This is a genomic window from Nocardioides baculatus (assembly GCF_016735675.1).
Taxonomy (GTDB): Bacteria; Actinomycetota; Actinomycetes; order Propionibacteriales; family Nocardioidaceae; genus Nocardioides; species Nocardioides baculatus.
In genome coordinates this window covers 808507-820927 of record NZ_JAERSG010000001.1, presented here as the reverse complement: position 1 = coordinate 820927, position 12421 = coordinate 808507, and the positions used below count along the sequence as shown (strand labels likewise).

The following is a 12421-nucleotide window of genomic DNA, read 5'->3' as shown; positions in this document are numbered from 1 at the left end:
CCGCCGTCAGGTGGGCCGCGGTCGGCCACCGCGTCGCGACGACAGGAGCGGCAACAGCTCGAAGTCGCCGCGGATCAAGGCCTCCCGCTTCTTCCGACCCCAGCCCTGGATCTGCTTCTCGAGTCCGTAGGCGAGCCCGACGTTCTCGACCTCCTCGTGCCACACCAGCTCAACCGGTCGACGCGAGCGTGTGTAGAGGCACGCGTCCTCCACGGCATGGTTGTGCTGGAAGAGCCGCGCTTCGAGGTTGCGCGTGCTGCCCACGTAGTAGGAGCCGTCAGCGCAACGAAGCATGTAGACGAAAGGCATCTGTCGATCGTCTATCTGCCGGACACCGGACGGCGAGATGGCCAACGGCATCTGTGGAGAGAGGTTTCGAGGCTCGCCTCAACCAGCCAGGGAGGGAGTCAGCGGCGGCGGCCGAACAGCCCCCGCTTGCCCTCGTCGGGCTGGTCCGGGGCCTCGGCGTGGGGGTTCTCGTCCCCCGGGCCGGAGACGGCGTCCGCCTTGCGGAGCAGCTTCATCATCCGCTGCTCGGACTTCGCCGGGTCCGTCGCGGGCCGGGCGGGCAGGGTGAAGCGCTCGACCTCGCGCTCCTCGGCCGGCACCCAGCCGACGGCGGCGGCGGGGTAGGTCTTGATGCCGTAGGTCGCCTCGAGCAGGGCGTCGCGGTCGTCGTCGGCGTCGGCGATGCGCGCGACGCGGGCCAGGGCGGCGGTCCGCTCGAGCCGGGCGACGGCACCCGAGTCGTACGACAGCAGGCGGGCGCCGTGGTGCGTGCGCTCGAGGTCCTCGAGGAGGGGCGGCAGCGCGTGGCGGACCGGGGCGAGCGAGACGTCGGGCAGGGTCAGGATCATCTCGGCGTCGGAGACCTGCGGCGCAGCGGAGGCGAGCCGGACGCGCGGCTCGTGGAGGTAGGAGCGGTGGACCAGCCGGGTCTCGAGCACGGGGTCCTCGACGGGCTGGACGCGGTCCTCGTGGACGGAGTCCCACGGACCGACGACGGTCACCCGCAGGTCGGGGACGTCGCCGTCGAGCAGCGAGTCGACGACGCGGATCGTCTCGTCGGCGGGACCGGCGGGCACGACGACCTCGAGGTAGGGCACCTGGTAGGTCCGCCCGCGCCGGTTGCGCTTGGGCCGCATCGTCGGCACGAGGTCGGCGAGATAGGGGTCGTTGTAGCGGTTGACCTGCTCGGCACGCCGGAGCACCTGCGAGCGACCGAGATGCCAGCTGCGGGCCTCGCGGTCCACGACGAAGACCCCGCCGGCCTGGGCGAGCGAGTGGCCCAGGTGCATGTCCTCGCCGAGGCGCAGGGAGCGGTCGAAGCCGTCGGAGTCGAAGTAGAGCGCCTTCGTGACCGAACCGGTCATCCCGATGTGGAAGCGTTGGGCGCGCGGCCCGGCGGTGCGCAGGTCCTCCGTCCTGGCCCAGTAGTCCTCGACCCACTGGTGGGGCTCGTGCTCCTGGTCGGGGAAGAGGTCGGCCGCGTCGCCGGCCGCGATCCGGTCGCGCACGAGCGCCGGGTCGACCTCGAGCAACGGGGCCGGGTCGACGAAGCGCTTGTCGCCACCGGGGACGGCGTAGTCGACCAGGTGGTGCCAGCGGGCGTGCGCCTCGACCTCCTCGCGGTAGGCCAGCATGTCGGCGTCGTACCAGTGCAGGACGTCGCCCTCGGCCGCGAGCGCGCCGAGGTGACAGGCGTTGGCCCGGCCCCAGCCGTCCTCGACCCGGATCAGCCGGGTGTTGTCGGGCCGGACCTCGGGCAGCTCCTGCGCGGGCGAGCTCTGGTCGTCGACGACGAGCACCTCGAGCAGGTGCGCGGGGTAGGACTGCGCGGCGAGCCCGGCCAGGACGTAGGGCAGCGTGTGCTGGTAGTTGAAGGTCGGCACCACGACGGTCACCGACAGGGTTGGCTGCCACGCGCCGAGGGGCGGCGGGGTCAGCGACCCCCAGTCGTTGTGGCGCACCACCGGCTGCACAGGCACTACTCGCCACCCCCGTCCGGCCGGTCGAGCGGGTCGACCTCCAGCGCCAGGCTGGGCTGGAACCCCGTCCACTCGCAGGCCACGATGTCAGGTCGGCGGAACTCCTCGTCGTCACGCTGCCAGGTGTGTCCCGCGCCGGTGCGCCGCAGGATGTAACCGAGCCCGTGGGTGCGGTAGATCCGGCCGCCCGCGGCCTCGACGCCGGACAGCAGCTGGGCGTCGACGAACTTCCGCACCCGGCGGAAGTCGCCGAGCGAGCGCAGCAGCCCGCGGTCGAGCAGCAGCGTGCCACCGGCGACGAAGCGGGCGAAGAGCTCCGAGGGGTGGTTGCGCCGGACGGTGAGGTCCTCGCGGTCCGCGTTGGCGTGGAGGTAGACGAACTCCGACGGCATCCCGACGACGTCGGCGCCGGAGAAGCGGCGGGCCATCAGCAGGTCGTGGACGGCGTCGGGTGAGTACCAGTCGTCGTCGTCGACCTTGAGCAGCACCTCGCTCGACGCGGCCCGCGCCGCGGCGGTGAGGACGTCGCCGAAGAAGGCGTCCCCGTCGAAGGTGAGCACCTGGTGCGGCCGGTCGCCGAGCGCACGGCGTACGGCGTCGCGGTCGGGCTCGAAGCCGTGCGCGGCGAGCACCAGCTCGACCTCCGCGCCCCGCTGCCGGGCGACCTGGCGCAGCGCGAAGTCGAGCATCTCGGGCCGCTTGGTGGCCAGCAGGGCGCTGACCGGCGGCAGCGCGACGTGGCGTACGCCGGCGCGGTCGGCGAGTGCCGAGCGCCAGGCCAGCGTGGAGTGGTGGTCGAAGGCGGCGCGGCGCACGGCGAGGCTGTGCTCCTCGCGGCGCAGCGCGTCGGCGAGGTCGACGTCGGCCGTGAGCGCGTCGACGAGGGCGGGCGCGAGCCCGGACTCGGTGAGCCGGACCGCGTCGACACCGACCAGTGGCACGCCCGCCGCGGCAAGGGCCAGCACGTCGGAGGTCGACGACTCGGGCGTGAGCCGCACCCCCTGGTGGGCACGGGCCGCGGCGACGACGACCTCCGTGATCGGGCCCTCGAGGGCGACCACCGGCTCGTCCCAGTCCTTGCGGAAGCCGATCGGGCTGAAGATCCGCTCGTCCACGGGCTCCGGCCCGGGATCGGTGACGACCGTCGGCGCGCGATCGATCACGTGGTGGGCCGCGACCTGACCGTCGCGACGCGCGACGACCACGTCGGGCGGCACGTCGCGCGCCTCCTCGGCGGCACCGGCGACGTCGGTCAGCAGCACCGCACGAGCGTCGAGGCCGGGCGCGGCGGGACGACCGGCGTACGCCAGGACGACGCCGCCGTGCGTGGTGTCACCGGGTCCGGCGGCCTGCCGGGCCATCTCCATCACGACGAGCTGCGCCCGCGCACCGGAGCCGAAGCGGACGACCGTGAGGACGCCGCGATCACCGGCCGGCCGCGCCGCGAGGTGCGCCAGCGGCGGCCACTCCGGTCGCGGCACCAGCACCCACGGCGTGGGGGTGTCGGTGAGCCAGCAGGCGACGGCCTTGCACTGACCGAGGAGGGGTACGGCGCTGGCCATCCGCCGCAGCCGCGCGCGGTCGGCGGCGACGACGAGGACCGAGCCCCAGCCCTTGCGGGGTCCGTCGAGCGCCGACAGCGGGACGACGGTGGGCTCGAGGCCGGGGACGTCCTCGATGCCGTGCAGCGCGTCGAGGGCGAGGCCGTCGGAGTCGTCGACCAGGACCAGGGTCGGGCCCGGCATCCGGAGGTCGTGCAGGGGATGGGCTGCCGCGGTCATGCGCGCACCCCCTCCTTCAGTGCTCGGTGCTTGAGGGACGGGGGCAGCGAGTGCTGCACGAGCGGCCGGGGCTGGCGCCAGAGCCAGTCGCGGCTGACGTGGTCGATGATGTGGACGCCAGCGGGGGCGGTCACCTTGACGAGCCCGCCCAGCGCCTCGGGGTCGCCGTTGCGGATCGCCTCGTCCACCTCGAACTCCCGCAGCTTGCGGTAGAGCCGGGTGTTGGTGAAGTCGACGCCGTCGCGGCGCCAGTGGGCGTACTCGTCGGCGTCGAGCCACTTCACCTCGACGACCAGGCCCTGCTGGAGCACGATCCGCTCGATGCCGGACGGCTGCTCGCGCAGCTCCCAGTCGAAGGCCTTCACGAAGGTGGTGTCGGGTCCCATCGGGTAGACCCACGGCTCGAGGAAGCGCAGCGACAGGTCGAGCCAGCCGGTCGACTTGTCCACGACGGTGAGCGGGTGGCGCGGCATCGCGACGATCGCGCGCGTCGACTGGAGCTGCCACGACAGGTCGCGCAGGATGCCGGCGCCCTCGGGCGTCAGCACCATGTCGCCGTCCCACTTCATCGAGTAGGTCGTGCGGACGTGGGAGAAGCACCAGTTGTAGAAGTGGGTGAGCGAGTGGACGCTCGTCGCCGGGGTCGCGAGGTGCTCGCCACCGGCGCGGGCGACCGCGTGCGGGTAGTCGAGGACGGTGAGCCGGTCGGCCGCGCCACAGTGCTCCGCGACCCGCTGCGCGACGCCGGACGTGTCGTCGTCGGAGCCGTTGTCCACCAGCAGCACGTGGTCGACCGCCGAGAAGATCGGCGGCAGCACCCATGGCAGGTTGCGCGCCTCGTTGCGCACCCGGAAGACGCACGTCAGGCCCGGCTCGAGGCGCTCCCCTGCGGTCCACGGCCAGGTCACGTCGTAGCCGGAGTCCCCCTCCAGCGCGGCGATGTCGGGCATCAGGCCGGTCGCTCCCGGCCCATCGCCCTGCGCAGCTTCTGGCGGGCCGCCGGGGGCACCATCGCCCGTACGGCGTGCGGGATCCGGTCGGCGCCGCTCGAGGTCTGCTCGGCCGCCTCGCGTCGCGCCTGCGCCGCAGCCGTACGCCGTTGCGCGACGACCGTCGAGTGGGCGAACGCCTCCGCCTCCGCGTACTGCGCGGCATAGGCGGTGCGCAGCTGGTCGCACCACTCCTGGGTCGAGGCTGCGTCGTCGGTGGCGAGGGAGTCGAGCGCCTGCCAGGTCTCGTCGGCGAGCTCGCGCAGCCGGTCGGGCACGCCGATGTCGTCCCACGTCATCGTCACCCGCCGCAGCGACGGGTCGATGAAGCGGTGCACCTCGGCGATGTCGACGGCCATCGCGGTCTTCACGCCGTTGAGGTCGAACTTCTCGCCGAGCGCGAAGACCGGCTGGGTCCAGTCGTCGAGGAGGTCGCCGTAGCGGACGAACGCCCGCTGCTGGCCGCGGGTCGCGCGCTCGGTGTGGAGCATCATGTTGATCCACGCGGCCGTCCGGGTGATGGCGCCCTGGTCGGAGCCGCCGCCGCCCCGCCCTCCAGTGGGCCCGTAGTAGGTCTGCTTCGAGCCGACCACCTCGGTCACCGGCCGGAGCATGGTGACGTAGGACGACGTCGCGTCGCAGCGGTCCGCGGCGGCTCGCCAGAGACCGAGGAACCAGGACGCGCGCGGGTCCTTGATGACGAGCTCGTCGCTCACGGCCAGCTGGTCCTGGAGCCAGGTGGTGACGCGCTCGCGGGTGGCGTGGTCGCCGCTGGTGGTGCCGGCGTCGAGCCAGGCCCGCGGTCGGGCGTCGGAGACCTGCACGTTGCTGCGCGCGAGCAGCTCGGTGTGGAGGTCGACGACCCAGCGCGGCTCGCCGAACCCCTTGGGGTTGGTGGCGTCGGCGACGACCTCGGGCTGCGGCACGTGGAGGCCGAGCGTGCGCAGCGTGCCGGCCATCGTGCTCGTGCCGCTGCGGCCCGAACCGACGACGAACACCACACGTCGAGGACTCATCGACGTCCTCGCTCAGCTCCGGGCGCCGACGAGGCACGAGGACGCTGTGCGGGTTCGACTCCCTCGCTCCGCTCGGTCATGCGGTGAGCCTATCGGTGCCGATCAGTGCTCCGGGGCGGCGTAGGCGTCGGGAAGCGCGAGCAGGTCAGATGCCGTCGGGGCCGTCGCGTCGCACGGGCGCCGGCGGAGGTGGCGTCTCGTCCGGCTTCGCGCGGCGCACCCGGAACCATCCGTAGATCATCACCAGCACGAGGAGGGCGCCCAGGCCGGAGCCGATCGCGCCCCACGGCGACTCCTCCGACGTCGTACGCCAGGTGTCGCCGTCGCGGTAGACCTCGATCGTGTCGCCCCTGTCGGCGCCACCGATGAACTGTTGCTCGTAGAGCGCCTCGCCGGTCTCGCCGTCGTCGAGGTGGAACTGCACGACGAGGAAGTTGCGGTTGCGCGAGCCGGGCCTCGGACGGCTCGGGTCGTAGGTGTCGTCGACCGTCGCCGACTCGACCGACGCCCCCGACGGCGGCGTGCGGGCGTCGTTCCACGAGTAGATGTTCCAGCCGAGGAAGGCGAGCACCGCGACCAGCAGCACGAGCGCCGTCCACGTCATCCCGTCGGAGCGGCCGCGACGGCGCGGTGGCGACATCGTGTGCGCGTCCGGCCGGACGTAGGCGGGCGGTGCGCTCGCCCGCTCCCGCTTGCGTCGCGCGAGCCGGATGCTGATCGCGGCGTAGCCGGCGATCGCCAGCAGGGCGAGCACCCCCACCGTCAGCGAGATCGGATCGAGGAACAGCGCCGAGACCATCACCGAGATCGGGTGCACGGCGTCAGTGTGCCAAAGGCTCAGAGGTGCTGGGGCTGGGCGGCGATCAGGTCGGCATACCAGTGGAAGGAGTTCTTGCGGGTGCGCGCCAGCGTCTCGTAGTCGACGTGCACCAGGCCGAAGCGCTGCGTGTAGCCCTCGGCCCACTCGAAGTTGTCCATCAGCGACCAGCAGTAGTAGCCGCGTACGTCGACCCCGCGGGTGATCGCCTCGGAGACGGCGTTGACGTGGGAGCGCAGGTAGTCGATGCGGGCCTGGTCGTCGACGACGCCGTTCTCGTCCGGTCCGGTGTTGTAGGAGCAGCCCGACTCGGTGATGTAGATCGGCGGCAGGGCCGCGCGGAAGCGGGCGCGGAACATGACGAGCCACTCGCGCAGCGCGTCGGGCACGATCGGCCAGCCGAAGTCGGTGGTCGGGTAGCCGACGACGTCGTGGAACGCGAACGGGATCTGGGAGTCCTCGCCGGCGGCCGCGACCTTCATCGGGTTGTAGTAGTTGACCCCGTAGAAGTCGAGCGGCTGGCGGATCGTGGCGAGGTCGCCGTCGGCCATGATGCCGTCGAAGAGCGGCATCAGGTCCGCGGGATAGCGCCCGAGCAGCATCGGCTCGAGGAACATGCCGTTCCACAGGGCGTCGAAGATCTTGCTCATCCCGACGTCGGCGTCGTCGTCGGTCGCCGGCCAGATCGGGGCGTGGTTGTTGGCGCAGCCGATCGACGTGGCACCGGCGTTGCGCAGCTCGATGGCGGCGCGGCCGTGGGCCAGCAGCAGGTGGTGCGCGGCCGGCAGGCAGTCGAAGAGCAGCGACTTGCCGGGCGCGTGGGTGCCCATCCCGTAGCCGAGGACCGAGGCCACGTTGGGCTCGTTGACCGGGATCCAGTGCTCGACGCGGTCGGCGAAGCGCTCGCCGACGAGGGCGGCGTAGTCCGCGAACCGGTCGACGGTGTCGCGGTTGAGCCAGCCGCCGTCGTCCTCGAGCGCCTGCGGCAGGTCCCAGTGGTAGAGCGTCACCATCGGCTGCTGGCCGTTGGCGAGCAGCGTGTCGATGAGCCGGTCGTAGAACGCCAGGCCCTTCTCGTTGGCCGCACCGCGACCGGTCGGCTGGATCCGCGGCCAGGCGATCGAGAAGCGGTAGCCGCCGGTGCCGAGCTCCTTCATGAGCGCGACGTCCTCGTCGACGCGGTGGTAGTGGTCGCAGGCGACCTCGCCGCTGCTGCCGTCGACCACGCGGCCCGGCTCGGCGGTGAAGGTGTCCCAGATGCTCGGCCCCCGGCCGTCCTCCGTCACGGCCCCCTCGATCTGGTAGCTCGCCGTGCTGGTTCCGAAGCGGAAACCGGGCGGGAGCAGGGGAAAATCATGTGACGGGGGCACATCCGCGAAGATATCGGCATGTCAGTGGCCCTGTACGCGGGTTGGGAGAGGTCGTCGTCGACGGCCGAGGGCCGGGAGACGCGGCACTCGTTCTCGTTCGGCCCGCACTACGACCCGGCCAACCTGGGCTTCGGTCCGCTCGTGTGCCACAACGACGACGTGCTCGACCCTCCCGCGGGCTATCCCGACCACCCCCACTCCGAGCTGGAGATCGTGACCTGGGTGCTCGAGGGCGCGCTGGTCCACACCGACTCGACGGGTGCCCGTCACGTCGTCGAGGCCGGTCGCGCCCAGGTGCTCTCGGCCGGCACCGGCATCCGGCACAGCGAGGTCGCCGACCCCGGGTCGGGGCGCTGCCGCTTCGTCCAGGCGTGGCTCGCGCCGACCGCCGCCGGTCGCGACCCGTCGTACGTCCTGGGCGAGGCGCCGCGGCCCGGGTCCGGGCTGGTCGAGGTGGTCGGGCCCTCCGGGCTGCCCATCGGCACGGTGGGTGCGCGGCTGCTCGTCGCCCGGCTCGACGCCGGTCAGTCGCTCGTGCTGCCCGAGGGCGCGCGCCAGCACGTCTTCGCGGCGACCGGGTCGGTCTCGGTGGGCGAGGAGTCGCTGGCCGCCGGGGACGCCGTACGCATCACCGACGAGCCGGGTCACACCGTCCGGGCGAGCGAGGCGACCGAGCTGCTGGTGTGGTCCTTCAGGGGATCAGCACACCCGGGTTGAGGATCCCGGCCGGGTCGAGCTCGGCCTTCACCGCGCGCAGCACCCGGACGCCGACCTCGCCGATCTCCCGGGCGAACCACGGCCGGTGGTCGGTGCCGACGGCGTGGTGGTGGGTGATGGTCGCGCCGGCGGCGATCATCGCGTCGCTCGCCGCGGCCTTGGCGACCTGCCACTGCGCGATCGGGTCGTCACCCTGCCGAGCGGCGACGGTGAAGTAGAGCGAGCAGCCGGTCTCGTAGACGTGCGAGACGTGGCACAGCACCAGCGAGCCCTCGCCGAGCGAGGACGTGAGCGCCGCCTTCACGTCGGCGTACAGGCGCTCGCGCCGGGACCAGAAGGTGGCGGTCTCGAGGGTCTCGACGAGCACGCCGTGGTCGAGCAGCGCGTCGCGGAGGTAGGGCGCACCGAAGCGGCCGTGCGACCACTTCTCCCCCGGCTCGGCACCCAAGGGCACACCGCCGAGCTCGGTCAGGACGGTCGTGACCTCGGCGCGACGGGAGGCGACCTGCGCTGCCGTGCCCTCGTAGCCGGTGATCATCAGGCAGCCGTCGCCGGACCCGCCGATCGCCGCGGGATCGGCGAGGTTGATCGCGGTCTCCGACTCGTCGGAGAGCCGGATCACGGTGGGCAGGAGGCCGGCCTGCGCGAGGGTGCGCATCGCGTCGGAGCCGGCGGCGAACGACGGCCAGCGCCAGCCCTCGTACGACGTCTCGGCGGGCGCCCGCCGCACCCGCACGGTCACCGAGGTGATGACGCCGAAGGCTCCCTCCGAGCCGAGCAGCAGCTGGCGCAGGTCGGGGCCGGCAGCGTTGGCCGGGGACGAGCCGACGGTCATGGTGCCGGTCGGGGTCGCTGCCGTCAGCGCGACGACCATCGCGTCGAAGCGTCCGTAGCCGGCGCTCGACTGCCCGCTCGACCGGGTCGCCGCGAAGCCGCCGATCGACGCGTGCTCGAAGGACTGCGGGTAGTGGCCGAGGGTCAGGCCGTGCCCGGCCAGCAGCGCCTCGGCCTCCGGGCCGCGCAGCCCCGGCTCGAGCGTCGCGGTCATCGAGACCATGTCGACGTCGAGGAGCCGCTTCATCCGGACCAGGTCGAGGCTGACCAGCCCGGCGAAGCCGTCGCGGCGAGCGGCCAGGCCACCGGTGACGCAGGTGCCGCCGCCGAACGGGACCACCGCGACCCGGTGCTCGGTGGCCCAGGCCAGGAGGGTGGCGACCTCGTCGTGACCGCTGGGACGGACGACCGCGTCGGGCGCGTCGGTGAGGTCACCGGCGCGGGCGCGCAGCAGGTCGGGCGTTGACTTGCCGCGGGTGCGCAGGGTGCGCGTCGCGTCGTCGACGAGGACGTGCGCGTCCCCCACGATCGCGCGCAGCCCGTCGAGCAGCGACTCGTCGAGGGCGATGCGTGGAGGCGTCGCCCCGGTGACCGCCGGACTGTCCTGGAGCCCGAAGGCGAGGTCGACCAGCCCGAGCGCGGAGTCGGGCAGGACCGTGGCGGCGTCGGGGGTGCCCCAGCGCTGGGGGTGCATCTCGGCAGTCATGCGTTACAGTGTGACACATGTCGTCACTTCGTCACACCGCGCCGACCTCATCGGACCCGAGACACGCGGCCTACCTCGACGCCGCCCGCGACTGCATCCTCGACCTCGGCTGGCGGCGTACGACGCTCACCGAGGTCGCGAGGCGCGCCGGGGTCTCGCGGATGACGATCTACCGCGCGTGGCCCGACATGGGGTCCCTGCTCGGCGACCTGATGACCCGCGAGTGGGTCAGCATCGCCGCCGCGACCCGGGTCGCAGCCGCCGACAGGACCACCCCCGCAGGCATCGCCGCGGCCGCCCTCTCGACGATCCGGGCGCTGCGGGACAACGAGCTCTTCGTCCGCATCGTCGAGCTGGACCCCGACCTGCTGCTGCCCTACCTGATCGCGCGCCGCGGCCGCTCGCAGGAGGCGCTCGTCGAGATCATGGCAGACGAGATCGCGAGCGGGCAGGCCGCCGGCACGATCCGTGCCGGTGACCCCGTCCTGATCGCGCGGTCGCTGACGCTCGCCGGGCACGGCTTCGTGCTGTCGGGCCAGACGATGACCGACGCGCAGGTGGGCTTCGCCGACCTCGACGCGGAGTACGCCCGCCTCATCACCCGGACCCTCGAGCCGTGATGAGCGACCCGTTGTCTCGCATCACCCCCGGCCTGGCCGGCATCCCCGACGAGGTCGACGTGGTGGTCGTCGGCCTCGGCATCACCGGCGCCGGGGTCGCCCTCGACGCCGTCACCCGCGGCCTCTCGGTGCTGGCCGTCGACGCGCACGACCTCGCCTTCGGGACCTCCCGCTGGTCGTCCAAGCTCGTCCACGGCGGCCTGCGCTACCTCGCCCAGGGCCAGCTCGCGATCGCCCAGGAGAGCGCTGTCGAGCGCGGCATCCTCATGCAGGTCACCGCACCCCACCTCGTCCACGCGCTGCCGATGCTCACCCCTCTCAACGACGCGATGACGCGCAGCCACGCCGCGATGACCTGGGGCGGGCTCCAGGCCGGCGACGTGCTGCGCCGCACCGCGCGCACCAGCACCCGCACCCTGCCGAGGCCGCGCCGCCTCAACGCCACCGAGACCCTCAGCCTGGCCCCGTCGATGCGCGCCGAGACGCTGCGGGGAGGACTGCTCGCCTGGGACGGGCAGCTCGAGGACGACGCCCGGCTCGTGGTCACGGTCGCCCGCACCGCGGCGTCGTACGGCGCCCAGGTGCGGACGCGTGCCCGTGTCCTGTCGGCCACCGGCACGGGGGTCGCGCTGCGCGACGAGCTCACCGGACAGCAGTACGACGTCCGCGCGCGGGCGGTCGTCAACGCGACGGGCGTGTGGGCCGGCGACCTCGACGACCAGGTCCGGCTGCGGCCGAGCCGCGGCACGCACCTCGTGCTGCGCGGCTCGACGCTGCCGCACACGCGGGTCGCGGTGATGGTGCCGATCCCGGGGTCGACGTCGCGGTTCGCCATGGTCCTCCCGCAGCCCGACGGCACCCTCTACGTCGGCCTCACCGACGAACCCGTCACCGGCCCGGTCCCCGACGTGCCGGTGCCGAGCGAGGAGGAGATCGACTTCCTGCTGGGCGTCGTCGCCTCCGCCTTCACCGTCCCGCCGACCCGCGCCGACGTCGTCGGTGCCTTCGCCGGCCTGCGCCCGCTGCTCGAGGTGTCGGGGACCGACGCGTCGGCCGACCTGTCACGGCGGCACGCGATCCTCACCTCGTCGACCGGCGTGACGACGGTGGTGGGCGGCAAGCTCACGACCTACCGCCGCATGGCCGAGGACACCGTCGACGCGCTCGGTCTCGGCACCGGCCCGTGCCGCACCGCGTCCCTCCCGCTCCTGGGCGCCGTCGGCACTTCGACCGCACCGTCGCGACTGGTCCGCCGCTTCGGCTCGGACGCCGACCTCGTGCTGGACACCGCCCGCGCGGTCACCGGCCTCACCGACGACGAGCTGCTCGCCCCGGCGTGCGGCCGCGTCCCGGTGACCCTGGCCGAGCTGGTCTTCGCGATCACCCACGAGGGCGCGCACGACGTCGCGGACCTGCTCGACCGTCGTACGCGCGTGGGGCTCGTGGCCGCCGACCGCGCGATCGCCGAGCCGCTCGCCCGCAGGGCACTGGGCCTGGCGCGCACCCGCGGCGCGGTCGGCTAGCCCGTACCCGGACGAGGTGGCGGGAGTCGTCGGCACCGGCGTGGCAACCTGTGCCCCGCA

At 73.1% G+C, this 12421-nt stretch carries 11 protein-coding genes; 3 read left to right on the top strand and 8 right to left on the bottom strand.

What is annotated here, in order from left to right:
- Positions 1 to 6 precede the first annotated feature (6 nt).
- The 7 genes from JI751_RS04015 to JI751_RS03985 form a co-directional block, all read right to left on the bottom strand.
- Positions 7 to 309 carry a GIY-YIG nuclease family protein gene (locus JI751_RS04015; RefSeq protein ID WP_201933641.1) on the bottom strand — a complete coding sequence of 101 codons (303 nt, stop codon included), beginning with the start codon at positions 307 to 309 and terminating at the stop codon, positions 7 to 9.
- Positions 310 to 407: 98 nt separating this feature from the next.
- The gene (locus JI751_RS04010) at positions 408 to 1988 is read right to left on the bottom strand and encodes a glycosyltransferase family 2 protein (RefSeq protein ID WP_201933639.1); all 1581 of its coding nucleotides are present in this window, start codon (positions 1986 to 1988) and stop codon (positions 408 to 410) included.
- Positions 1988 to 3769: a glycosyltransferase family protein gene (locus tag JI751_RS04005; protein ID WP_201933636.1), complete on the bottom strand. Its 1782-nt coding sequence runs from the start codon at positions 3767 to 3769 to the stop codon at positions 1988 to 1990. The genes JI751_RS04010 and JI751_RS04005 overlap by 1 nt, the downstream gene beginning before the upstream one ends.
- Entirely contained in the window at positions 3766 to 4719 is a 954-nt protein-coding gene (locus JI751_RS04000; protein ID WP_201933634.1) for a glycosyltransferase family protein, read from the bottom strand. The genes JI751_RS04005 and JI751_RS04000 overlap by 4 nt, the downstream gene beginning before the upstream one ends.
- Entirely contained in the window at positions 4719 to 5774 is a 1056-nt protein-coding gene (locus JI751_RS03995) for a sulfotransferase family protein (RefSeq protein ID WP_201933632.1), read from the bottom strand. The genes JI751_RS04000 and JI751_RS03995 overlap by 1 nt, the downstream gene beginning before the upstream one ends.
- A 145-nt stretch (positions 5775 to 5919) precedes the next feature.
- A complete protein-coding gene (locus JI751_RS03990; protein WP_201933630.1) occupies positions 5920 to 6591 on the bottom strand; it encodes a hypothetical protein in 672 nt (223 codons plus the stop codon).
- A 20-nt stretch (positions 6592 to 6611) separates the two neighbouring features.
- Complete coding sequence (locus JI751_RS03985; RefSeq protein WP_201933628.1) at positions 6612 to 7961, bottom strand: GH1 family beta-glucosidase; 1350 nt, start codon at positions 7959 to 7961, stop codon at positions 6612 to 6614.
- A gap of 18 nt (positions 7962 to 7979) precedes the next feature.
- Here JI751_RS03985 and JI751_RS03980 point away from each other — a divergent pair, with 18 nt between their 5' ends.
- Positions 7980 to 8678: a pirin family protein gene (locus tag JI751_RS03980; RefSeq protein ID WP_201933626.1), complete on the top strand. Its 699-nt coding sequence runs from the start codon at positions 7980 to 7982 to the stop codon at positions 8676 to 8678.
- Here JI751_RS03980 and JI751_RS03975 read toward each other — a convergent pair.
- Entirely contained in the window at positions 8653 to 10218 is a 1566-nt protein-coding gene (locus JI751_RS03975) for an FAD-binding oxidoreductase (RefSeq protein ID WP_236665538.1), read from the bottom strand. The genes JI751_RS03980 and JI751_RS03975 overlap by 26 nt on opposite strands.
- Positions 10219 to 10235: 17 nt before the next feature.
- Between JI751_RS03975 and JI751_RS03970 the strand changes: the two genes are divergently transcribed.
- Entirely contained in the window at positions 10236 to 10838 is a 603-nt protein-coding gene (locus JI751_RS03970; RefSeq protein ID WP_201933619.1) for a TetR/AcrR family transcriptional regulator, read from the top strand.
- A complete protein-coding gene (locus JI751_RS03965) occupies positions 10838 to 12361 on the top strand; it encodes a glycerol-3-phosphate dehydrogenase/oxidase (RefSeq protein ID WP_201933616.1) in 1524 nt (507 codons plus the stop codon). The genes JI751_RS03970 and JI751_RS03965 overlap by 1 nt, the downstream gene beginning before the upstream one ends.
- The last annotated feature ends 60 nt before the right edge of the window (positions 12362 to 12421 follow it).